At 66.7% G+C, this 21,040-nt stretch carries 29 protein-coding genes and 2 tRNA genes; 19 read left to right on the top strand and 12 right to left on the bottom strand.

All coding sequences use genetic code 11. From position 1 onward, the window contains the following. Nucleotides 1-148: 148 nt before the first annotated feature. Nucleotides 149-1,333 carry a LeuA family protein gene (locus tag AC5FRZ_RS10320; protein ID WP_194286989.1) on the bottom strand — a complete coding sequence of 395 codons (1,185 nt, stop codon included), beginning with the start codon at nucleotides 1,331-1,333 and terminating at the stop codon, nucleotides 149-151. Nucleotides 1,334-1,725: 392 nt separating this feature from the next. On the opposite strand from AC5FRZ_RS10320, the gene AC5FRZ_RS10315 reads away from it, so the two are divergent. Beyond that, complete coding sequence (locus AC5FRZ_RS10315) at nucleotides 1,726-2,028, top strand: DUF5779 family protein (RefSeq protein ID WP_153553715.1); 303 nt, start codon at nucleotides 1,726-1,728, stop codon at nucleotides 2,026-2,028. A 64-nt stretch (nucleotides 2,029-2,092) separates the two neighbouring features. Here the strand turns inward: AC5FRZ_RS10315 and AC5FRZ_RS10310 are convergent, their stop codons facing one another. Further along, nucleotides 2,093-2,779, bottom strand: a complete 687-nt coding sequence (locus AC5FRZ_RS10310) for a VOC family protein (protein ID WP_170094602.1) — start codon at nucleotides 2,777-2,779, stop codon at nucleotides 2,093-2,095. Nucleotides 2,780-2,942: 163 nt separating this feature from the next. Here AC5FRZ_RS10310 and AC5FRZ_RS10305 point away from each other — a divergent pair, with 163 nt between their 5' ends. Together AC5FRZ_RS10305 and AC5FRZ_RS10300 are read left to right on the top strand one after the other, a co-directional pair. Beyond that, nucleotides 2,943-3,617, top strand: a complete 675-nt coding sequence (locus tag AC5FRZ_RS10305) for a hypothetical protein (RefSeq protein WP_170094601.1) — start codon at nucleotides 2,943-2,945, stop codon at nucleotides 3,615-3,617. 41 nt (nucleotides 3,618-3,658) lie between these two features. Next, the gene (locus tag AC5FRZ_RS10300) at nucleotides 3,659-4,069 is read left to right on the top strand and encodes a JAB/MPN domain protein-containing protein (protein ID WP_170094600.1); all 411 of its coding nucleotides are present in this window, start codon (nucleotides 3,659-3,661) and stop codon (nucleotides 4,067-4,069) included. Here the strand turns inward: AC5FRZ_RS10300 and AC5FRZ_RS10295 are convergent, their stop codons facing one another. The 3 genes from AC5FRZ_RS10295 to AC5FRZ_RS10285 form a co-directional block, all read right to left on the bottom strand. Next, on the bottom strand, nucleotides 4,070-4,279 hold the full coding sequence (locus AC5FRZ_RS10295; RefSeq protein ID WP_015763592.1) for a ribbon-helix-helix domain-containing protein: 210 nt from the start codon (nucleotides 4,277-4,279) through the stop codon (nucleotides 4,070-4,072). 132 nt (nucleotides 4,280-4,411) lie between these two features. Continuing rightward, entirely contained in the window at nucleotides 4,412-4,630 is a 219-nt protein-coding gene (locus AC5FRZ_RS10290; RefSeq protein ID WP_493564526.1) for a hypothetical protein, read from the bottom strand. 232 nt (nucleotides 4,631-4,862) lie between these two features. Beyond that, nucleotides 4,863-6,038, bottom strand: coding sequence for a M24 family metallopeptidase (locus tag AC5FRZ_RS10285; RefSeq protein WP_372480719.1), 1,176 nt, complete (start codon nucleotides 6,036-6,038; stop codon nucleotides 4,863-4,865). 84 nt (nucleotides 6,039-6,122) lie between these two features. On the opposite strand from AC5FRZ_RS10285, the gene aroA reads away from it, so the two are divergent. The 3 genes from aroA to AC5FRZ_RS10270 all read left to right on the top strand — a co-directional run bounded on the left by aroA (nucleotide 6,123) and on the right by AC5FRZ_RS10270 (nucleotide 9,512). Further along, a complete protein-coding gene (gene aroA / locus AC5FRZ_RS10280; protein ID WP_372480720.1) occupies nucleotides 6,123-7,415 on the top strand; it encodes a 3-phosphoshikimate 1-carboxyvinyltransferase in 1,293 nt (430 codons plus the stop codon). A gap of 242 nt (nucleotides 7,416-7,657) precedes the next feature. Continuing rightward, nucleotides 7,658-8,884, top strand: a complete 1,227-nt coding sequence (aroC, locus tag AC5FRZ_RS10275) for a chorismate synthase (protein ID WP_372480721.1) — start codon at nucleotides 7,658-7,660, stop codon at nucleotides 8,882-8,884. Nucleotide 8,885: 1 nt separating this feature from the next. Then, on the top strand, nucleotides 8,886-9,512 hold the full coding sequence (locus AC5FRZ_RS10270) for a uracil-DNA glycosylase (RefSeq protein ID WP_170094595.1): 627 nt from the start codon (nucleotides 8,886-8,888) through the stop codon (nucleotides 9,510-9,512). 88 nt (nucleotides 9,513-9,600) lie between these two features. Here the strand turns inward: AC5FRZ_RS10270 and AC5FRZ_RS10265 are convergent, their stop codons facing one another. Beyond that, nucleotides 9,601-10,035, bottom strand: coding sequence for a CBS domain-containing protein (locus tag AC5FRZ_RS10265; protein ID WP_493564525.1), 435 nt, complete (start codon nucleotides 10,033-10,035; stop codon nucleotides 9,601-9,603). A gap of 84 nt (nucleotides 10,036-10,119) precedes the next feature. On the opposite strand from AC5FRZ_RS10265, the gene AC5FRZ_RS10260 reads away from it, so the two are divergent. After that, nucleotides 10,120-10,863 carry a hypothetical protein gene (locus tag AC5FRZ_RS10260; RefSeq protein ID WP_493564524.1) on the top strand — a complete coding sequence of 248 codons (744 nt, stop codon included), beginning with the start codon at nucleotides 10,120-10,122 and terminating at the stop codon, nucleotides 10,861-10,863. Here AC5FRZ_RS10260 and AC5FRZ_RS10255 read toward each other — a convergent pair. After that, nucleotides 10,860-11,909 carry a lactonase family protein gene (locus AC5FRZ_RS10255; protein WP_493564523.1) on the bottom strand — a complete coding sequence of 350 codons (1,050 nt, stop codon included), beginning with the start codon at nucleotides 11,907-11,909 and terminating at the stop codon, nucleotides 10,860-10,862. The two genes, AC5FRZ_RS10260 and AC5FRZ_RS10255, sit on opposite strands and share 4 nt — an antisense overlap. Nucleotides 11,910-12,013: 104 nt before the next feature. Between AC5FRZ_RS10255 and AC5FRZ_RS10250 the strand changes: the two genes are divergently transcribed. The 8 genes from AC5FRZ_RS10250 (at nucleotide 12,014) to AC5FRZ_RS10215 (ending at nucleotide 16,528) form a co-directional block, all read left to right on the top strand. Beyond that, nucleotides 12,014-12,095 (top strand) — tRNA-Ser (locus AC5FRZ_RS10250). Nucleotides 12,096-12,277: 182 nt separating this feature from the next. Further along, complete coding sequence (locus AC5FRZ_RS10245) at nucleotides 12,278-13,636, top strand: CARDB domain-containing protein (RefSeq protein ID WP_493564522.1); 1,359 nt, start codon at nucleotides 12,278-12,280, stop codon at nucleotides 13,634-13,636. Nucleotides 13,637-13,674: 38 nt separating this feature from the next. Then, nucleotides 13,675-13,974 (top strand): DUF5785 family protein, encoded by a 300-nt coding sequence (locus tag AC5FRZ_RS10240; RefSeq protein ID WP_170094590.1) that lies wholly within the window; start codon nucleotides 13,675-13,677, stop codon nucleotides 13,972-13,974. 60 nt (nucleotides 13,975-14,034) lie between these two features. Beyond that, entirely contained in the window at nucleotides 14,035-14,370 is a 336-nt protein-coding gene (locus AC5FRZ_RS10235) for a DUF7344 domain-containing protein (RefSeq protein WP_170094589.1), read from the top strand. A 142-nt stretch (nucleotides 14,371-14,512) separates the two neighbouring features. Continuing rightward, nucleotides 14,513-15,274, top strand: a complete 762-nt coding sequence (locus tag AC5FRZ_RS10230; RefSeq protein WP_153553697.1) for a GTP cyclohydrolase III — start codon at nucleotides 14,513-14,515, stop codon at nucleotides 15,272-15,274. Between the two features lie 83 nt (nucleotides 15,275-15,357). Beyond that, entirely contained in the window at nucleotides 15,358-15,951 is a 594-nt protein-coding gene (locus tag AC5FRZ_RS10225; protein WP_153553696.1) for a CBS domain-containing protein, read from the top strand. A gap of 9 nt (nucleotides 15,952-15,960) precedes the next feature. Further along, complete coding sequence (locus AC5FRZ_RS10220; protein WP_493564521.1) at nucleotides 15,961-16,428, top strand: GNAT family N-acetyltransferase; 468 nt, start codon at nucleotides 15,961-15,963, stop codon at nucleotides 16,426-16,428. 26 nt (nucleotides 16,429-16,454) lie between these two features. Beyond that, a tRNA-Thr gene (locus tag AC5FRZ_RS10215) sits at nucleotides 16,455-16,528 on the top strand. Nucleotides 16,529-16,755: 227 nt separating this feature from the next. Here AC5FRZ_RS10215 and AC5FRZ_RS10210 read toward each other — a convergent pair. Beyond that, nucleotides 16,756-17,016: a PRC-barrel domain-containing protein gene (locus tag AC5FRZ_RS10210; RefSeq protein WP_493564520.1), complete on the bottom strand. Its 261-nt coding sequence runs from the start codon at nucleotides 17,014-17,016 to the stop codon at nucleotides 16,756-16,758. Between the two features lie 144 nt (nucleotides 17,017-17,160). Between AC5FRZ_RS10210 and AC5FRZ_RS10205 the strand changes: the two genes are divergently transcribed. From AC5FRZ_RS10205 to AC5FRZ_RS10190, 4 genes are read left to right on the top strand one after another with little or no spacing between them, the layout of a single operon-like run. Then, nucleotides 17,161-17,397: a hypothetical protein gene (locus AC5FRZ_RS10205; protein WP_015763577.1), complete on the top strand. Its 237-nt coding sequence runs from the start codon at nucleotides 17,161-17,163 to the stop codon at nucleotides 17,395-17,397. A 46-nt stretch (nucleotides 17,398-17,443) separates the two neighbouring features. After that, nucleotides 17,444-18,499: an ATP-binding protein gene (locus AC5FRZ_RS10200; RefSeq protein ID WP_493564519.1), complete on the top strand. Its 1,056-nt coding sequence runs from the start codon at nucleotides 17,444-17,446 to the stop codon at nucleotides 18,497-18,499. Between the two features lie 56 nt (nucleotides 18,500-18,555). After that, nucleotides 18,556-18,966 (top strand): peptide-methionine (R)-S-oxide reductase MsrB, encoded by a 411-nt coding sequence (msrB, locus tag AC5FRZ_RS10195; RefSeq protein ID WP_170094584.1) that lies wholly within the window; start codon nucleotides 18,556-18,558, stop codon nucleotides 18,964-18,966. Between the two features lie 51 nt (nucleotides 18,967-19,017). Continuing rightward, nucleotides 19,018-19,671 (top strand): DUF7978 family protein, encoded by a 654-nt coding sequence (locus tag AC5FRZ_RS10190; protein WP_493564518.1) that lies wholly within the window; start codon nucleotides 19,018-19,020, stop codon nucleotides 19,669-19,671. Here the strand turns inward: AC5FRZ_RS10190 and AC5FRZ_RS10185 are convergent. The 4 genes from AC5FRZ_RS10185 to AC5FRZ_RS10170 all read right to left on the bottom strand — a co-directional run bounded on the left by AC5FRZ_RS10185 (nucleotide 19,662) and on the right by AC5FRZ_RS10170 (nucleotide 21,034). Next, nucleotides 19,662-19,901 carry a glutaredoxin family protein gene (locus tag AC5FRZ_RS10185; RefSeq protein WP_493564517.1) on the bottom strand — a complete coding sequence of 80 codons (240 nt, stop codon included), beginning with the start codon at nucleotides 19,899-19,901 and terminating at the stop codon, nucleotides 19,662-19,664. The genes AC5FRZ_RS10190 and AC5FRZ_RS10185 overlap by 10 nt on opposite strands. Before the next feature lie 79 nt (nucleotides 19,902-19,980). Next, on the bottom strand, nucleotides 19,981-20,448 hold the full coding sequence (ndk, locus tag AC5FRZ_RS10180; protein ID WP_170094582.1) for a nucleoside-diphosphate kinase: 468 nt from the start codon (nucleotides 20,446-20,448) through the stop codon (nucleotides 19,981-19,983). Further along, nucleotides 20,445-20,804 carry a 50S ribosomal protein L24e gene (locus AC5FRZ_RS10175; RefSeq protein ID WP_170094581.1) on the bottom strand — a complete coding sequence of 120 codons (360 nt, stop codon included), beginning with the start codon at nucleotides 20,802-20,804 and terminating at the stop codon, nucleotides 20,445-20,447. Before AC5FRZ_RS10175 ends, ndk begins: the two co-directional genes overlap by 4 nt. A 2-nt stretch (nucleotides 20,805-20,806) precedes the next feature. Further along, nucleotides 20,807-21,034 carry a 30S ribosomal protein S28e gene (locus tag AC5FRZ_RS10170; protein WP_015763570.1) on the bottom strand — a complete coding sequence of 76 codons (228 nt, stop codon included), beginning with the start codon at nucleotides 21,032-21,034 and terminating at the stop codon, nucleotides 20,807-20,809. Nucleotides 21,035-21,040: the final 6 nt, after the last annotated feature.

Below are 21,040 nucleotides of genomic sequence, written 5' to 3'. Positions count from 1 at the left end.
TCATCGTGTCGAGTGTCTGTGCGTGCCGGATAATAAGGGTTCCGTGACACGTGCTGTCGAGCGCCATCGGTACCCACGACTGGCCGGACGCGTCGGCCGGCCGATACCAGCCGCTTGTGACGGTCGCGAACCGGTCGAGGAGGCATCGCTATGCCCGGACCTCCTCTTGGGACTCGGGGACGCCGATGTCCTCGGCGAAGCGGGTCAGTTCCTCCATCGTGACCCGCTTTTTCTCCGCGCCGTAGTCCTTGACGCGCCGGGTCACTTCCCGAACGTGTTCGTCGGTCGGATCGTAGCCGGCGTCGACCAGACGCTCGCGGACCGAGTGCTGGCCCGTGTGCTTGCCCAGCACGAGCTGGCGCTTGGCCCCGACCATCTCGGGAGTCATGACGCCGGGCTCGAACGTGTCGGAGTTCTCGATCACGCCCGCGGCGTGGATCCCGCTCTCGTGTGAGAACGCGTTCGCACCCACCACCGGTTTGTTCGCGGGGACGTCGATGCCCGACTTCTCCTCGATGATCGCGGAGAGTTCGGTGATCCGGGTCGTGTCGATCCCCGTCTCCACGTCGTACAGGCTCTCCAGTGCCATCACGACCTCTTCGTAGGCCGCGTTCCCGGCGCGTTCGCCGATGCCGTTGACGCTGACCTGTGCCTGGGCCGCCCCGGCCTCGTAGCCCGAGATGGCATTCGCCGACGCCAGCCCGAAGTCGTCGTGGGTGTGGACGTCGATGCGGGCCTCGGTCTCCGCGTCGACCATCTCGATGAGGTCGTAGAACCGACGGGGCGTGGCGACGCCGCAAGTGTCGGGAATGTTGATCCAGTCGGTCCCCGCCTCGGAGACGCCCTCGATCACGTCGACGAGGAAGTCCTCGTCCGTGCGCGTGGCGTCCATCGGCGAGAACATGCACTCGACGCCGGCCTCCTTGACGCGCTCGACGGACTCGATGGCGCTGTCGAGTGCCTCCTGTCGAGTCGCGTGCATGGAGTCCTGTAGCTGTACGTCGCTGGTCGAGACGAACGTGTGGACCAGGTCCACACCGGCGTCCAGTGCCGCCTCGATGTCTTTCTCGACGACGCGAGCCAGCCCACAGACCGTCACCGAACTGGCCTCGGTGATGTCTCGGACGGCCTCGAACTCCGCGTCGGAGTTGACCGGGAACCCCGCCTCGATGACGTGGGTCCCCATGTCGTCTAGGATCGCTGCAATCTCTCGTTTGTCTTCGTAGCTAAACGACGTGCGTGGCGACTGCTCGCCGTCACGTAGCGTCGTGTCGAAAATACGTGCTTCTGTAATCTCAGAAGTGGAATCCAGTGTGCCCTGGAAGAACTCGATCCGCCGGAGATTCCGACGTGCCCTCTATGTTGTTGGACATAATCGTCTGATACGGGACGCTCCGTGTATTTAAACCTGTCCATGCCTCTTTTGAGTGATACGTCTCTCGTCGCCCTCGACAGTCGTCGAATCGCTCGACACAGGCCGCCCGTGTCACACTGTACCGTAGCACTCTCCGAGAGCGATCACTCCCTCGACAGGTACGCCTGATACTGCCGGCTGTCACTTCGCGACGAGCTTCGCCACCCCGGGGTGGCGAAATCGGTCACAGATGGACAGCCGGTCGTATGACGGAGCCGTCGGTGACGGCCCGGACGACGGGAGCAACTGCGCACGTCCCACCGGCGACGGCGAGAGGAGGCTTTTTTTCACTCGGCTCCCAGAGACAGAGCATGAGTGAGTTCGAGGGGCTCGACCTGCAGGCCGTCGAAGATCAGATGGACACCGACGAGGGCGGGGACGGGAGCGATCGAATCGTGCTGGGCGTTCTGGACGGCTCGACCGGCCCGGACGAGTGGCTTGAGACGATTCACGGCGGTGCAGTCCTCGTCTTGAACGTCGACGGCGACCTGAACGAACTGGCCGCTGGCTTCGCGCGCGACGTGAAGGAGACGGGCGGGGAACTCGTCCACTTCCGTGGGTTCCTGATCGTCACGCCGCCCGGTGTCACGATCGACACCGACCGGCTGGAGTGAGCCGGTCGGTCGGAGTCGACCGCCGACTGGGGCGCTCGGTCCGGGCCGACGACGTTTCTCGGGACTACGGCTCGAACAGCGTGAGGGAGTGACCGTCCGGATCGCGGAGCCGACTGCCGCCGTCGACGTGTTCGACGGAGCGTGCGGTCTCCCGGACCCGTTCTGCGGCCGTTCGCGGAGCGGCCGCTTCGATACCCCAGTCGACGTGGACGCCGCCGCGGGCGTCGGCCAGCCCGAGCTGGGGCTCCCACAGTTCGAGGTCGACCGAACCCGTCGTCAACCGGACCCGACGGCGCTGGTCGCCGCGATCGACCACCTCGAAGCCGAGCGTCCGGTAGAACTCGACGGCGGTATCGAGCGCCTCGACTTCGAGCACGACCTCGAACAGTCCCACCACACCGTCACCGGTGTCGACGGTCTCTGCGAGTTCGACACAGTTGCCGTCCGGGTCGTAGCAGTACAGCGAACGGTCGTCGCCGAAACGGTGCTCTTCGACCGTCAGTCGCCGGTCGAGGCGTTCGTACCAGTCGTCGGAGGCCGCTCTGGAGATCGAGAGCGCGTAGTGAGTGTGGAGGCCACCGCGCGGGACCGCTCCCGGCGTCCGAATCCAGAGCGTCGCCTCGCCCGCACCGAAGCCGACCTCGTCGGCCCCGTCTTCGCGAACCGGGAGGTCGAGCACCGACCCGTAGAACTCCCGTGCCCGGTCGAGGTACTTCACTTCGAGCGTCAGGTGGCGGGGCGCACCGACCATGGGGGTCCTACGTCGTCCGTCCCAAAGGCGTTGGCGACGGACTCCGAGCGCACCCACGGCGAGCGCGCTTCAGCCGTTTCTGTCGCCGCTGTCACACTCTCCGTGGCGAACTGCCGTCCGGTGGGGCCGTGCTTTTGTGTTTCCTGCCCCTACGATCGTCACGATGAAAGGATCTGGCTCCGCGACGGACTGGCAGGCGATCGATCGATGGGAACACGGCGTCGGTTGGCTGCCCTATCCCGACGAGACGATGCAGCGGGCGAGCCACGCGATCGAGGTCGACGGCGAAGTGTGGCTCGTCGATCCGATCGACTTCGACGGGCTGGACGATCTCGTGGCCGAACACGGCGAGGTCGCGGGCGTCGCCGTCCTGCTGGATCGGCACAAGCGAGACGCCGCCGCAGTCGCGAACCGCCACGACGTTGCGGTCCACGTGCCGGCGTTCATGCGCGAGATCGCCGACGACTTTTCGGCACCCGTCGAGTTGATCGAGCGAGAGCTTGGCGAGACGGGCTATCGAATGCACGAGCTCAAGAACAACGGCTTCTGGAAGGAGGCGGCGCTGTACAGCGACGACACGGAGACGCTGGTCGTTCCGGAGTCGCTCGGCACCTCGTCGTACTTCCGGGCCAGGGGCGAGCGGCTCGGCGTCCACCCGATGTTGCGGCTCTTCCCACCGCGGAAACTCGTCCGGCTCTCGCCCGAGCGAGTCCTCGTCGGCCACGGCACAGGGATCCACGAGGACGCGGCGGCGGCCGTTCAGGACGCGCTCGACGGTTCGCGGACGCGGGCCCCGTCGCTGTACGCAAAGACCGCCAGAGAGTTCATCTTCGGGTAGGGCGACGACGGAACTATGAACGTTCGTGTCGAAACACGATCGTGATCTACGCGACGCGTGGCCTCGTCGAGTCGCTGCTCCGCATGGGCCGTGACGCCGATCCGGACTCCGTGACCGTCGCCGTCTCGGTCACGCCGGCCGGCGACCTTCCGGAGGCCGATCTGGATCCGGCGACCGACGTTTTCACCCACTTCTACATGCCCAGCGCTGGCAACTCCGTCAGTGCAGTCTTCGGCTTCGACCTGGGGACGCCGGTCGCCCAGAGCAACGGCCGATTCGTCTCACACCCCGAGGGCCGTCTGGAAGTGACGAAAACCGACGACCTCCACGAGGTGATCTTCGTCGCGGTCCCGCCCTGGGACGAGGATTCGATCGCCGCGTTCGACCGCCGGGGCGACGAGTTGCCACTCACCGTCCTCGACATCGCGCCGCCGGAAGAAGCGCTCGAGTAGCTACTCGATGTAGCCCAGGTCCTGCAGCTGTTCGGTGATGTCCTGGAACTCGGCTTCGGTGAGTTCGCCCTGCTGCTGGTGCTGAATGACGATGCTCCGGAGCATGAAGCGAACGAGGTCGCTCGTCGACGAGAAGCTCGTCCCCTCGATCGTCTCCTCGACCCTGTCGGCCAGGTCTTTCGGGATCGACACCGTGGTGTAATCGGACATACCTCCGTTTTGCCGCGCTGGCGGATAGTCGTTGCGGGCTCTGGATTCGCCGGTGTCGGCCGTTCGTACCACAGACTGTCGGGTCGACGACGTTCGCCAGACCGGGCGAAGAACCTGGCACGGACGGCGGCGTCAGTGCTGGTCGGCGGTCGTGTCGAACTGGCCCATCTCGGCGTGGTTCGTCGGGTCGAAGGTCCGTGGCGCACCACAGCGCTCGGTCCAGGACTCGCCGGCCCTCGAACCGGTCGCGTGGTCGGACGGGCGCGTGTACCTGTCTTCGCTGGTGGGGTCGGTCGTCGCGTGCTGTTCGTCGGTTCGGGTCGTCGTCTCAGTCTGTATCCGGGTTGCCATCGTGTGTCTGGAAGGGGGGTGTCGTTCGAGTGGTGCGGTTCGGTGTGTCGCTGTCGGCGGCTGCCGGGAGTGATACGCTCATCGGTACATCACCCTCTTCCCCGAACCTTAATAAAAGTTAATGATTAATTCTGAAGTCCGAACGTGCCACCCTCAGACGGACCGTTGCCGCGGTTTCCCGGCGAGTGTCTCCGGGGCGACGCCTGCCGGTACGCGACGACGACGCCCCGTGTCAGACGACCAGTTCCTTGGGGTACTCAGTGAGGTTCTCGTAGCCGTCTTCGGTGACGACGACGAAGTCCTCGATGCGGACGCCACCGACCTCGGGATCGTACAGGCCCGGCTCGACCGTGACGACGTGGCCGGGTTCGAGGACGCCGCCGTTCGGTGCGACGCGCGGGAGTTCGTGAACGTCCAGCCCGACGCCGTGACCGGTGCTGTGGATGAATCCCGTCTCGGTCGACTCGTCGCTGCGCAGCGTCGGCTGGCCCGCCGCCTCGTACACGTCACAGACGGCGTCATGTACCTCGGCACCGGTGGCACCGGGCTCGATCGCGTCGAGGGCGGCGGCGTGGGCTCGGGCGGTGAGTTCGTACCACTCGGCCACCGTCTCGTCGGGTTCGCCGACGACGAACGTCCGGGTCATGTCGGCGTGGTACTTCGACGCCTTGTCCTGTGGGAAGATGTCGACGATGATCGGCTCGCCGGCACGCAGCGGCCCGCTCCCTCTGTCGTGGGGATCTGCGGCGTCGCTCCCACAGGCGACGATCGTCTCGTCGAGCGCACAGCCGTGGCGCAACAGCGTCACCTCGATCTCCTCTTTGATCCGCTCGCTCGTGACCCGCTCGCCGTCGTAGAGCAACTGCCCTTTGGCCGCAGTGCGACTCTCCCGGAGCAGTTCCTCGGCCGCGGCCATCGCCGCCTCATTGGCCCGCTGGGCGGTCTCGATGTGTTCGATCTCTTCGTCGGTCTTGGTCGCTCGGATCTCCGTGATCACACTCTCGGCGTCCGACTCGACGGTCACGCCGCGGTCCCGCAGTCTGTCGGCCGTCGAGAGGGGGAATCGTGGCGGTACGGCGACCGACTCCACGTCGTAGGCGTCGAGGAACGCAGCGATCACGCGGCTGACGCCTTCCTGTGGGCCGTACTCCTCGACTTTGCGCTGGTACCCGAAGTCGACGTGGCGCTCGACGGTGTCGGCGCGGGCCTCCTTCTTCGCCCGTCCGTACTCCAGGCTCCGGGAGAAGAGCAGGTGAACCTCGCCGTCGTACAGCGTCAGGAAGGGATCGGGCGCGTCGAACCCCGAGAGGTAGTACTGATCGGAGTCGGTCGAGTCGGCGTCGATCAGGTAGCCGTCGAGATCACGATCGTCCAGGGCGGCGTCCAGTTCGCTGAAGTCTGGATCCATGTTCCGTCGTGTGTTCCCGACCTTCATTAGTCTCTCGGGGCGCAAACAGACACGCTCTTGGTCCGGCCAGCCGACCGGCCGGACGTGAACGCCGAAATCAGTCCGTCGACGGTCGGTGGCACGGCACGAGCGCCGCCGTCGAAGAGTTACACGCACCGGGCAATTCTCGCAGCGGGATACGCCGACGGCGCGGTCGTACACGACCCGCTCGTCAGCGCCGACACGAGGGCGACGATGCGAGCGGTCACCGCCTTCGGCGGCAGCGTCGCGCTACGTGACGAAGAGTCGGTCCTCGACGTGACTGGCTTCGACGGGCGGCCGGAGACGCCTGCCGACGTGATCGACTGTGCGAACAGCGGCACGACGACGCGGCTCGTCACCGCCACGGCCGCCCTCGGCGACGGGCTGACCGTCCTCACCGGTGACGAGTCGCTGCGCTCCCGGCCGCAGGGACCGCTGCTAGACGCCATCACGGCAGACCTCGACGGACGCGCCGAGAGCACCCGTGGGAACGGCCAGGCCCCCCTGGTCGTCGGCGGTGCCGTCGACGGCGGCGCGGTGTCGATTCCCGGCGACGTGTCCTCGCAGTACATCACCGCGCTCCTGATGGCGGGTGCCGTCACCGACGAGGGGATCGACGTGCATCTCGAAACGGAACTCAAGAGCGCGCCGTACGTCGACATCACGCTGGAGGTGCTGGCCGACTTCGGGATCGAGGCCGAGGCGACGCCGGACGGCTTCGCGGTCCCGGGCGGCCAGTCCTACGCGCCGACCGACGGCGAGTACCACGTCCCCGGCGACTTCTCTTCGATCTCCTACCTGCTGGCCGCGGGCGCACTCGCCAGCGAGGACGGACTGACGATCACGTCCGCGTATCCGAGCGCGCAGGGCGACACGGCGATCGTCGACGTCGTCCGCGAGATGGGTGCCGGCGTCGACTGGGACCGCGAGGCCGGCGAGATCGAGGTGACGAGCGCACCCCTCTCCGGCGTCGAGGTCAGCGTCGCCGACACGCCGGACCTCCTGCCCACCATCGCGACGCTGGGCGCGGCGGCCGACGGGACCACGCGGATCGTCGATTGCGAACACGTCCGCTACAAGGAGACCGACCGCGTCAGCGCGATGGCCGAGGCGCTGACGAAGATGGGCGCGAGCGTCGAGGAGCGCCAGGAGACGCTGACGATCCACGGCGGCGAGAGCGACCTCCAGGGGGCGACGGTCGACGGGCGCGCCGACCACCGGATCATCATGGCGCTGTCGATCGCCGGTCTCGTCGCCGACGGGACGACGACCGTCGACGGCATCGAACACGTCGACGTGTCCTTCCCCGACTTCTTCGACGTACTCGACGACATCGGCGCGGCCGTCCGGTACTGATACGACCGGCTGTACATCTGTGACCGATTTCGCCATCCCGGGGTGGCGAAGCTCGTCACGAAGTGACAGCCGGCAGTATGAGACGGATCATTGTCGTCGCGTTCCGATCGATCGCGCGTCTCTGTGCCGTCCGCTCGCGCGACGAACGGTCGACGCACGGCCGCCGGTGGCTCCGTCGTCCGACGTCGACCTTCGTACGCCGACTGTAAGGTTGAAATGCCCCCAACCCAACCCAGTACGTAATGAACGGGAACGAGTTCGGCCGGCTCTTCCGGCTGACCACCTTCGGCGAGAGCCACGGGGAAGCGATGGGTTGTACGGTCTCGGGTGTGCCGGCGGGCGTCGAACTGTCCGAAGAAGAGATCCAGACGGACCTCGACCGGCGCAAGCCCGGCCAGTCGATGATCACGACCTCGCGGGGGGAGCCCGACAAGGTGTCGATCAAGTCCGGCCTGCAGGACGGCTACACGACGGGCACGCCGATCGGGATGGTCATACAGAACAAAGACGCCCGCTCGGGGAAGTACGAGCCTTTCATCACGGCACCGCGGCCCTCTCACGGCGACTACACCTACTCGGCGAAGTTCGGCACGCGCAACTGGGGCGGTGGCGGCCGGTCGTCGGCCCGCGAGACGGTCAACTGGGTCGCTGCCGGCGGCGTCGCCAAGCAGGTCCTCGCACAGTCCGACCACGACGTACAGATCAAGGCCCACGTCTGCCAGATCGGCGACGTCGTCGCCGACGACGTGACCTGGGAGGAGATGCTCGAACACAGCGAGGACAACGAGGTCCGCTGTGGCGATCCCGACGCCGCCGAGGAGATGCGCGACCTCGCGGACGAGTACCAGAAAGAGGGCGACTCGATCGGTGGCGCGATCTACTTCGAGTGTCGCGGCGTTCCGCGGGGTCTCGGCGCGCCGCGGTTCGATTCGATCCCTGCACGCCTCGGACAGGCGATGTACTCGATCCCCGCGGTGACGGACTTCGAACTCGGGATCGGACGCGACGCGCGGACGGCGACCGGATCCGAGTACACGGAAGACTGGGAGTTCGACGATAGCGAGGCGACAGCCTCGGACAACGCGAGCGGCGACCCGACACCGGTCGGCAACGACCACGGCGGCATCCAGGGCGGGATCACGACCGGCGACCCGATCTACGGCGAGGTCACCTGGCACGCGCCGGTCTCGTTCCCGAAGACCCAGGAGACCGTCGACTGGGAGACCGGCGAGCGAAAGGAGATCACGGTGACGGGCCGACACGATCCCGTCCTCCCGCCGCGGGCGGTCCCCGTCGTCGAAGCGATGCTGTACTGCACGGTGCTCGACTTCATGCTGCTCGGTGGCCGGATCAACCCGGACCGACTCGACGACCGGCCCGGCGAGTACGACACCGACTACCACCCGTCGAGCCCCCAGAACGATCCCGACGACGCCGACACGCACGCGACCACCGTCGACGAGGACTAACATGGACGCCGACCAGGAGTCTCTGTCCAATCCGTACGGGATGGACGAGACGTGCCAGAACTGCCCCGAACTCTGCGAGACGCGCTCGAACGTCGTCCACGGCTACGGCGACGTCGGCGCGGAACTGCTCGTCCTCGGCGAGTCGCCGAGCGAGGCGGCCGACGAGGTCGGGCTCCCGTTCGTCGGCGAGCGAGAGCGAGAGTTGCTGGACATCCTCGACAGCGTCGGGCTGGTGGACGATCCCGACGCCGACCGGCCACAGTTCGACAACGTCTATCTGACCTACGTCAGCCGCTGTCACCACCCCGAACGCGGTGCGACAGACGAAGAGGTCCGGAACTGCGAGCCATACCTCAACAGCGAGGTCCGGATGATCAACCCCGAGCTCCTGTTGCCGGTCGGACAGGCGTCACTGGACGCGCTGGCCTTCGAGTACACCACCCTGAGCGAGGACGAACTCGCCATCGAAGAGCGCCACGCGACGACGATCCGGGGACGTGGCTTCGAACTCCTCCCGATGATCGAACCGTGGGAACAGACCGACGCGGAACGCGACGCGTTCCTCGAACACCTCGGCGAGACGCTCGGCCGGGACTACCGCCAGACGAAGGGACGCCGAAGTCGGTAGCGCCCGTTCATACTGCCGGCTGTACCTTCGTGACGAGCTTCGCCACCTCGGGGTGGCGAAATCGGTCACAGATGTACAGCCGGTCGTATCAGAACCGCTCGGCCGACTCCCAGCGCTCTCGCGTCGCCTCGATCTCGGAGCGCTCTCGCTCGATGTCCGAGAGGTGCCAGACGATGTCGGTCAGCGTCAGGATGCCGACCAGATCGAGGTCGTCGAGCACCGGGACTTTCTTGACGCCCTCGTCGGACATCTGTCGAGCGACGCTCCGGACCGCCGTCTCGGGCGTGGTCGTCACGACCGAGCCGTGTGCGAGCTTCGCGACCGGAATGTCGTCCAGCGCCCGTCCGGTCCGAAGTGCGGCCGCCAGCGCGTCCTGTTCCGTGACGATCCCACAGGGAGCCCCGTCGTCGAGGACGACGACCGACCCGACGCCGGCATCGAGCTGGCGCTGGACGGCCTCGGCCAGCGTCGCGTCGAGGTCGACGGTCACGACGGTCGTCGACATGAGCTCCTCGACGAGCATGGTGTATGCTATCACGCATGGAGATATAACATCCGCGCCCGGCCAGTGGAAAGTGAAAAGGATCGCCTCGCCGGAGAGAGGAGTATGACCACTGTCGCAGTCATGGCCGAACCACCCGAATCCGGTGCCGTGCTCACGGATCTCGTCGAAAACGATCGGCTGACGCCGGACGAAGCGTCGGAGCTGTACGCCGCGATGCTCGCCGATGTCTGTGAAGCAATCGACGGGAGCGGGGCCGAGTTGCTCGTGAACTACCGTGCCGACGAACAGGTCCCCAGCGAGGACGGAACGTCGGAACGCGAGGTGCGCTCGGCGCTCGACGGCGTCGTCGACACCGACGAGGTCCGCTTCGAGGTGCAGGTCGGCTCGACCGAGTCGGCCCGTGCCGGCAACACGATCACGCACCTGCTGGAACGGGAAGCCGTCCGGACGGCCGCGGTGGTGACGCCGACGGCCGCCCTGCTCGGTCGCCAGCACATCGACACCGCGGCGATGAAGCTCCGGAGCAACGGCGTCGTGCTCGGTCCCTCGACGGCCGGCCGGGTCAGCTACGCCGGGTTCGCCGAACCGATCGACTTCGAGGATGCCTTCCAGACGCCGACCGTCGAGACGCTCGTCCAGCGAGCGACAGACGCGGGACTCGCCGTCGACTTTCTCCCGACGATCCCGGTCATCGAACGGGACGCGGACCTCCCGACGGTCGTCCCGCTCCTGCGTGCTCGCAATCGAGCCGATCGACTGGTCCCCACACGGACCACGGCGGCGCTCGACGAGTTCGGGTTCGAAGTCGTCGACAGGGACGGGACTGCGACCGTCGTTCGCCCCTAGAGGAACTGCAGGCAGACCGGACTGGGCAGTTCGGTGACCGCACCGGTCGCGGACAGTTCGCCCGTCGCGGCGTCGACGGCGAACGTGACGATGTCGTTCGTGTCCATGTTCTCGGCCAGGAGCGTCTTGCCGTCGGGCGTCAGCGCGAAGTTCCGCGGCCACTCGCCCCGCGTCGACACGGTGCCCTGGAACTCGATGGTCCCGCCGTCGACGGCGAACGTGGCGATGCTGTCGTGACCGCGGTTCGAGCCGAAGACCCACTCGCCCGACGGGTGGACGTGGATGTCTGCGGTGATGTTCTCGCCGTCGTAGTCGTCGGCCACCGTCGGCGCGGTGTCGACCACGGTCAGGCTGGCCGTGTCCGCGTCGCGCTCCAGCACCGTCACCGTCGAGTCGAGTTCGTTGATGAGGTACGCGTACTCGCCGTCGTGGTCGAACGCCATGTGACGAGGCCCCGAGCCGGCCGCCAGCTCGACCGTCGCCGCGTCGCTCGCCACGAGCGTGCCGTCCTCGAGGTCGAGTTCGTAGCCGACGACCCGGTCGTCGCCCAGGTCCGGCACGTACGCGTACTCGTTGTCCGGGCCGGGCTGGATCGAGTGTGGGTGAGCGGCCTCCTGGCGCTCCTCGTTGGGACCCGAGCCCGTGTGTTCGACGAGATCCGAGGGCGCGCCGATCTGGCCGTCCTCGGCGATCGGACACATCGCGACCGAGCCCCCGGTGTAGTGGGCGACGAGTAGATACTGGCCCGTTGCGTCGACCGTGCAGTGACACGGGTCGGCACCGCCGCCGGTCCTGACCTGATTCAGTCGCGTGAGTTCGCCGGTCGCCCGATCGATCTCCAGGGCAGTGACGCCGCCCTCGTCGACCTCGTTGACCGCGTAGCAGTACTCCCCGCTGGGATGGATCGCCAGGAACGAGGGGTCGTCCCCCGCGGCCGCGACCGACCGCTGCTCGACAGCGCCGTCGCCGTCGACCGCGACGGTGTAGATGCCGTCGCTATCACCATCCGTGTACGTCCCGACGAGTGCGAGTTCCTCTGTCGCCATTACTCTCGCTTCGACGGCCCCTGTCTTCGGTCTTTGGGCTCGTCGCCGACCGTCCACAATCGACACTCCTTAGGCCGACCCCCGGCTATCGACGACTGTCCTGTGGTGGGATGGCAGAGCGGCCCATTGCGCCTGCCTTGAAAGCAGGTGGCGCAAGCCTCCTGGGTTCAAATCCCAGTCCCACCGCTGTCTCACTCCGCCCAGCACTGCGTAGCGGCGGCACAGCCCGAACTCTCCCCAGCATATGGCTGCTCTCGTCGCCGTCTGGGACGACGATCGAGTGTCGGCCGGACGGCAAAAAATCGCTTTCACAAAACACGAAGCTTATACCGTGGTGCTAAGTTGTTCAATCAAACAGAGTGTTACAGATGTCGAGCAACACAACGTCGTCGAGATTCGGGACCGGTCTGGCGCTTCTCGTCGCCGGACTTCTGGTCGTCAGTAGTATCGGGCCGGCGCTGGCTGCACCGCGCGTGTTCGTCGCGGGTGCGTCGCTGACCGAGAAGACGACTGCGACGGGCGACAGTGTCGACGTGAAGATCAAACTCCGAAACACCGGCGAGGACGACGGTGCCGGTCGCGTCACGATCACGGCCGACGGCGAGGAAGTACTCGTCGAAAACTACGCCGTCGACAGCGGCGGATCGCGGACCGTGCGGGTGCCGCTCACCTTCGACGAACCCGGTGAGTACGAGATCGTCGCCAACTCGAAGACGGCCGGGACGGTCCTCGTGGACCGTGCGGTCGCGCGGACGACCGAGTATCGGTCCGACGGACGGACCATGAGGGTCCGGACCGGCGCGGTCGACGGGACCGGGCCAGTCACCGCGGCCTTCCCGGCGACGAACGACTCGCTGGCCGTCGACTCGCTCACCTTCAGGACCAGCAGAGACAGGTTCAACCGGACGGTCGCGACCTACACCGATCCGGAGGCGGTGCCGTTCTCGCTCCCGTCTGGTGACGGGACCACTGTCTTCGGTGCCGTCACCGTCCAGCAGGCCGCCGACGTGGACGACCGACGGGTCCGGATCGCGGTCAATCAGTCCGTGATCGACGCGACCGACGTGGACAGCGACGAGGTCGAGATCTACAGCGGCACGGACGGTGCCGTCCAGCGAACCAACACGACCTTCGAAGGCCCCGCCGACGGTCGCTACGTCTACGAGGCCCGGACCAACGAGACCGAGACGCTGTTCGTCGGCTCGCTCGTCCCGGTGTTCGAGGTCGGCGGACACACGCTGTCGACCAGCGAGAACGGCGTCGAGAAGGAACTGTCCGTCAGCGCGAACGTCACCAACGCGGGCGACGTGGCCGGCGAGTACACGGCGTCGCTGCGGGTCGACGGGAGCGCCGTCAGCAACGAGACCGTGACGCTCGGCCCCGGCGAGACGCGCCAGATCACCGTGTCCGAGGCGATCAGTCGCGACGGGAACTACCGTGTCGCGCTCGACGAGCAGTTCGTGGGCAACGTCGTCGTCGAGACGGGAGACGCCGAACAGACCGAGACCGACAGCGGACAGGCGACTGACGGCGACGGCACGTCGGAGTCCGACGACGGCGAGAGCCAGACGGAGACGGGCGACTCTAATTCCGCTGGCTCTGACGGCGGGTTCGACGTGTCTGTGCCCGAATCCGTCTCGGAGTTCGACGTGGGCCTCACCGAGATCGCGATCGGTGGCGGTGTCGCCGTGATCGGCGTCCTCCTCGTCGCACTCCAACGCTGGTAACCGGGAGATTTTTGCGTGGGTCACCCTACCCATCCGGTATGGACTGGCCACACGATCCCGACGGCGAGGAAGGGAGCGAAGGGCGTCGAAAGTACGGCCATGCGGTGATCGCAAAGAAGATCGACGAGGAGGCAGACTTCCCGCTGTCGGCCGAGGAGTTCGTCGCGGAGTACGGCGACCACCCGGTTCGAATCGACTACGAGACCGTCGTCTCCGTCGCCGACATCTTCGAGCACGTCGAGGGCTCGGAGTTCGAGGACTTCCCGGAGTTCCACAAGGCACTGGGGCGTGCGCTCCGGTCGGCCGATTACTGGCCGTACCGCCTCGAACACGCGTAGTGGGCGCGTGAGGTATGTGACCGCGACACATTCTTTCGGGTGCCGCTCGTACCGCTACGTATGGCGACAGACGACACCACGACTGACGGGCTGGTCGAACTGCCCGAGCAGGTCGTCGCGGACCTCTTCGCGTCCGAGCGCCGCCGATTCGCGGTCGAGATTCTCGCTGAACGCGACGGGCCGATGGCGCTCGACGACCTCGCCGCCGCCGTCCGCGCGCGGGAACGCGGCATCGAACCGGCGGCGGTGCCCGACCGCGAGCGCCGTTCGGTCCGCGACGCGTTCTTCGAGCGACACCTCCCGAAGCTCACTGCGACCGGCGTCGTCGAGTACGACTCGATGGTCGCCACGGTAGCGCTGGCCGACGACGCAGTGGCCGGCCAGCACCGTCCCTGATACGGATTGTCGTCGATCGTTATCCGATCGACCGTGCGCCATCGGGAGACGCTCTCCGTCGTCTCCCGAACCCGCACCGCTCCCGACTCGACGGGCCGTTCCGACAGAACAATAGCCGTCCCTCGCTAACGGTGAGCCAACCGTGACCAACACGCAGGTGACCCACATACAGATCGACAACTACGGGCCGTGGACGGTGACGCCGGAGCCACGCCGCGAAGTGGATCTCCAGACCCTCCAGTCGCGCCTCTTTGCCGATCTCTCTCAGCTGTTCGGGAACCGGGACGCGTACGTCTTCTTCACCCGGTTCGACAACATGATCGCGGTCAGCAACGGCGTCGATCTCGACGATCACGCACTCATCCAGGAGTCGGTCGCGAACCGATATCCGGTGACGATGAGTCTGAGCGTCGCGACCGGGACGACGCCGGCCGAGGCGCTTGGAACCGCGACCGAGCAACTCCAGGCGGCCGGGAGCGCGCAGGACGAACACCGCCGAGAGATCCTCAAAGGACGCGTCGTCGACGAGGAGTTCCGCACCGACGAAGACGTACAGATCGCCCACTTCGACGTGAACGACGCGACCGAGAAGTACACCGACCAGCTCAACGAGTTCGACACGTTCATCGAGATCGAACAGGGGTACGCCGAGTTGATGCGCCACATGCGACGAGCCCACGACTCGCTGGCCTTTTTCGTCGGTGGAGACAACGTCATCGCGACGTGTCCGGAACTGGACGAAGCCGACTACCGGGCGGCGATCGATCACGTCCAGGAGACCGTCGGCGTCGAACTGAAGGTCGGTGTCGGCCGGGGTGGCGTCGCCGCCGACGCCGGAATCACCGCCAAGCACGCCCTCGAAGAGTGCCGAGCGACCGGCGACGACGTCACGATCGAGTTCTGACGGTCCAGTCTTTACTATTCGAACGCGGCGGGTATAAGCGTAGTGCAGGTAGCTTTTAGGGCACCTGTGTGTTACCAGCTACCATGAACGAGAACGTGACAGTGCGGGAGGTGATGGAACGCGAGTTCGTCGGCGTGAGCGAATCGGACGGTGTTCTGGAAACGTCGGAACTGCTGCTCCGAGAGGAGGCCGATCTGGCCGTCGTGCTGCGTGGCTCCGAGCCGGTCGGCGTCGTCACCGACAGGGACGTACTCGCCCACCTCGTCTCCGACGGTGATCCGGCGGCTGCGACGGTCGAAGACGTGATGACCGAGTCCGTCCCGACCGTCGCCGCCGAGGAGACACTGCCGGAGGCGCGCGACCGGATGTCGTCGTGGTCGACCAGCTGGCTCGTCGTCTCCGACGGCGGCGAGCCGGCTGGTATCGTCACGGAACACGACATTCTGGCCACGTCGGCGCTGGGCAGCGAAGCGACCGCCCAGCAGGCGATGGGACAGACCGCGAGTCAGGCGGTAGCCGACGAGGTGGCGACGGTCGGTGCCACCGCGACGGCGGGCCAGACCATCCCCGACGAGCCGTTCGACGATCAGGGCATCTGCGAGCAGTGTGGCTCGCTCGCTCGCAACCTGGCAGCGTTCAACGGCCAGCTCCTCTGTGACGACTGTCGAGACATCTGAATCGACCGTATGGAGATCGCCCTCGCGTCGACCGGCCAGGTCGACGACGTTACCGAACTGTGGATCGAGTTGGCCAGGGGCCAGCGCACCCACGGCTCACACATCCTCCCCGAGGAGAACCGTTCGACGGCACGCGACGCGGTGCTCAGACACACCGTCGCGGACGAACTCGCCGTCGCGGTCGTCGACCGCACCGTCGTCGGCTTCGTGATGTTCACCGTCGAAACCGGCGAGTACCGCCAGGACCGGACCCGCGGCCTGATCAGAAACATCTACGTGCGGCCCGACGACCGGAACGAGGGGATCGGGACGGCACTGCTGGAGGCCGCAGAGTCCGAGCTGGCCGACCGCGACGCCGACTGTGTCACGCTGGAGGCGATGGCAGACAACGACGCGGCCCGCCGATTCTACCGTCGCCACGGCTACGAACCCCACCGCGTCGCCTTCGAAAAGTCGACCGAAAGCGATACCCTCTAAATGGTCCCCGCATAACTACCGCCTGCGCCAGGGGAGCTTGGGTGGTCCAAGCACTCGACTTGTAATCGAGAGTTCGTGGGTTCAAATCCCACCCCTGGCTCCTCCCGATTTTCACGCGTCGTACGGACGAGTCCAGCACCCCCACACCGTCGGCGAGTCGCCGACTCGGAGATGATCCAGACGACCAACGCGGTCACCGGTGCTGTACAGAACTTCGCGACGCTCTCGATGCCGGAACATCGTCGCCTGCCGGTCAGCGTCGGTACTGGCAGGCGCTCACCGAGACACCGTGACAGCGGCCCCAGGAAACAGCGACGGCCGGCAGTGTTACTGGCGGTCGTTCGTGGACTCGGGCGGGCGGACCACGACCTGGTCGCCGACGCCGTCCACCCGGTCTGCGGGGACGCGGAGGTGTCCGTCGTCGGTCCGTTCCAGTGTCTCCGGAACGTCGTCGGACGGGTCGGTCTCGACGATCAGCGTCGCCAGATCACCGGTGTCTATCTCCATCGTCAGGTTGTGAACCACACCGAGTGCTTTGCCGTCGGTGCGGATCACTGGCTTTTCGGGGAGGCTGCTTGCGAGGACCATGCTCGTGTCGTCGGTCTGAACACAATTAAAAATCGCTGATTTCGTTCGCTCCCGACGGCGACTGGTGGTGACAGCGGCCTCCGGAGCGGTCACCGATCGCCGGCGGGTGCGTGATTTAAGTCCGTGCGACCCTCGCAGTCGGATATGGGCGACACGCTGGAGCTGTACACGGGGGATACCGTCACGGTCGAACACGTCAAGCCACTCTCGAACGGCGGAGGTCGCTTCGACGTCACCGCGGAGGACGGCCGGAAGTGGCGCATCGACGTGACGCGCGACGGTGACGTGGACGTGGTGACGACCTGGGAGGACGGCACGCTGGCGAACCTGGACGTGCCAGAGTGGATGGACGACGTGACGGGCCGATTGAGCCGGCTGTGACGACGGGGCCGGGCCTTTTTGAGGCAGGACGGATCGACACGGCGACGTGAGCTTCGTACTCGGACGCGAGCGCGGTCTCGACGGCGGCCCGACGGTCAGACTCGGCACCTATCGCGCCAGCGACGGCAGCGGCGTCGGCCCGGTCTACCTCGATCTCGACCGGCCACACGCCGTCACGATCGTGGGCAAGCGAGGATACGGGAAGTCCTACACGCTGGGCGTGATCGCGGAGGGACTCGCGCGCGCTGGCGGAACCGGTCCGGTACTCGTCGACACGATGGGAGAGTTCGGAACGCTGGCAGCCGACGCCAGCGGCGATCCGGTTCCGGCCACCGTCGTCGACGAGCCGCGGGTCGCGCCGTCGTCGCTGTCACCCCGGACGTGGTGTCGGCTGCTGGGGCTGGCCCCCGACAGTGCCGCGGGCAGTCTGCTCTGGCAGGCCGCCAGCGACGGACAGTCGCTCTCGGAGATGCGGGGATCGGTCCGGTCGGCCGACGCGTCGGCCGGCGTGGTCCGGACCGTTCGAAACCACCTCGACGTGGCCGACCGCTGGGACGTGTTCGACCCAGCGGGGCTGACGGCGACGGCCCTCGCCGACGGTGCGGTCACGGTCGTCGACGTGTCGAGGCTGGATTCGGCCCCGGCCAACGCCGTCGTCAGGGCGATCTGTGACCTCCTCTATCGTGGTCGGATCGACGGTCGGATCGAACGACTCCCCTGGCTACTCGTCGACGAGGCCCACGCGTTCTTCGACGGCGTCGCCGACCCGGGCCTGCGACAGCTCCTCACGCGCGGGCGAACGCCCGGCGTCAGCCTCGTCTGTGCGACACAGCGCCCGAGTGCCGTCCCGGCCGTCGGCATCTCCCAGTCCGATCTGCTCGTGGCCCACCGGCTCACGTCGGGCCGCGACATCGAGGCGCTCACGGCGGCCCAGCCGACGTACCTGACCGGCTCGCTGACAGCGCAACTCCCCACCAGTCCCGGCGAGGTCGTCGTCGTCGACGACACGACCGAGAGCGTCCACGGGGCGACGGTCCGGGAACGCGCGACTCCCCACGCCGGTGACAGCCCGCGAGCCAGCGCGGTGGCGTCGGGCGAGTGACGCGACCTCCGTCCGATCGCTCTACGCTTTTGTGTCTCCGTCCCCAACGGAGAGTCATGAGTGAGAAAACCACCGACGAAACGCCGGGCAACGACGAGGAGTGGCGCGAGATCCTCACCGAAGAGGAGTACCGGGTCATGCGTGAGCAGGGCACCGAGCCGCGGTTCAGTAGCGATCTGATCGACGTGAAAGACGACGGGCAGTTCCAGTGTGCGGGCTGTGGGACGGCGCTGTTCGACAGCGGGGAGAAGTTCGACTCCGAGACGGGCTGGCCGAGCTTCTGGGACGTGTACGACGAGGGCGCGATCGAGACCCGTCGAGACACCAGCCACGGAATGGACCGCACGGAGGTCGTCTGTGCGAACTGTGAGGGCCATCTCGGCCACGTCTTCGACGACGGTCCCGAACCGACCGGCAAGCGCTACTGCATCAACGGCGCGGCCCTGGAGTTCGAGGCAGACGAGTAGGACCACCGGAACGCTTTTTGCGGTGTTCGCGATTCGTACGTGTAGGTACCAGTGACAGACGACACGACCGACGCGACCGACGACTCGGCGGCCTCGACAGCAGCCGACCAGCCACTGTTGAAGCCCTCCCTCACGGAGTTCCCGTGGCTCCGCGCAGCTATCGCGTCGGTCGGGACACTCGCCGTCCAGTACGCCGCGATCGTCGTCGCACTCGCGCTCTCGGGGTCCGCAGTCACCAGAGCGGACTGGTCGCTCTGGACGAAGGCCGTCCAGTACGTCTACGTGGTGTACAGCGCTCACCACGTCCCGATCGCGACGACGGTCTCGCAGGGCGTCCAGGCCGGATCGGGGCTGAACAATCTCCTGTACGGCCAGCCGTTCTTCCCGGCCGTCCTCTTTTTCGCCCTCCCGATCGTCGTGCTCCTCGCTGCCGGGTTCCTCTTCGAACGCCAGCGAACACCGCCGGTGACGGTCGGGGGCACAGAAGAGAGCGCGATGGTCGCCACTGGATTCGCCATTCCCTACGTCGCCGTCGGGGCGCTCGGCTCGTTCGTCTTCGTCCGGCGGATCACGGGCGAGACCGCACAGGCGGTCTCGGCTCCCGCACTCCTGTGGACGCTCGTCGCGATGTTCCTGTTCCCGATGGTGTTCGTGGCGGTCGGGGCGGCACTCGCCTACGTCTTCTCGACACCCGGTCAGGCGTAGCTCCGCTCGACGAACTCGAGGATCCGTTCGGACTCGGCCATAGTGACGCCGCGGTCCTCGTCGACGAGGACCGGGACGCCGCGCTGGCCCGAGACGCGCTTGACTTCGTCTCGCTGTGAGTGGAGCGCGTCGACCCACACCGAGTCGTACTCGATGTCGAGTTCGGCCAGTCGCTCGGCGACCGCCTCGCAGTACGGACAGCCATCGAGCTGGTAGAGTGTGATGCTCATATCCGTCCCTCGGACCGGAGTCAGAAGCCGCTTTCGGCGCGGCTGTCGGCGTTTGGTCGAAAAAATCGGAGCGGCTGGCTTACTCGTAGAGCCAGGTTTCGTCGATGCGCTCCCACTCGACGAGTTCGTCCTCGTCGAAGAAGAGCTCGATCTCTCGCTCGTTCGAGCCCTCGTCCTCGTGGTCGGAGCCGTGGATGACGTTCCGTCCGAGGTCGAGTCCGAGATCACCGCGGATCGTTCCGGGTGCGGACTCGGCCGGATCGGTCTCGCCCATCATCGAGCGGACCTGTCGGACGGCGTCCTGTCCTTCCCAGACCATCGCGAAGACCGGGCCGGACGTGATGAACTCGACGAGACCCTCGAAGAACGGCTTGCCCTCGTGCTCGCCGTAGTGTTCCTCGGCGAGGTCTCGGTCGATCTGCATGAACTTCGCGCCGACGAGCTTGAGCCCGCGGTCCTCGAAGCGGCTCACGATGTCACCGATCAGGCCACGCTGCACGCCGTCGGGCTTGACCATGACGAACGTCCGTTCGAGGTCCTCGCTCATGCCTCGGCCTCCTCGGTCTCTTCGTCGTCGGTCTCGGCGGACTCCGCGTCGTCCTCGTCGGCCGTCTCGTCTGCCTCGGTGGACTCGTCTTCGTCGGCGTCCGCTTCGTCTGCCGCCTGCTCGTCCGCTGCTTCGGCGGCTGCCTCGGCTTCGGCGGCCGCTTCCTGCTCTGCAGCGGTGGTCTCGCGACCGGCCTCGGTCCACTCGAGGTTGCGCGCCTCGCGGCCGAGGTCGGCGTTGTTCTCACACTTCGACGAGCAGTAGTGGATCGTCGTTCCGCTCTTTCGGACGAACATCGTCCCGGTACCGGGCTCGATGTCCGCGCCGCAGTAGTCACATTCTCGGGTTCGAGGCATCGTTACTGACCTCCGATCTGGTCGGCCTCACGTGCGGTCTCGCGCAGCTGGAGCACGTCGCCCTCGCGGACGGGACCGAGGACGTTTCGGGTGATGATCCGACCCTGGTTCGAGCCCTCGCGGATGCGGCACTTGACCTGCATGGCCTCGCCGTGCATCCCCGTACGGCCCACGACCTCGATGACCTCGGCCGGCGTGGAGCCACTGTCTTCGGATTCCTCAGCACTCATCCTCGG

The organism is Halomicrobium sp. HArcht1-1 (assembly GCF_058933285.1).
This window is presented reverse-complemented; position numbering and strand designations above follow the sequence as displayed.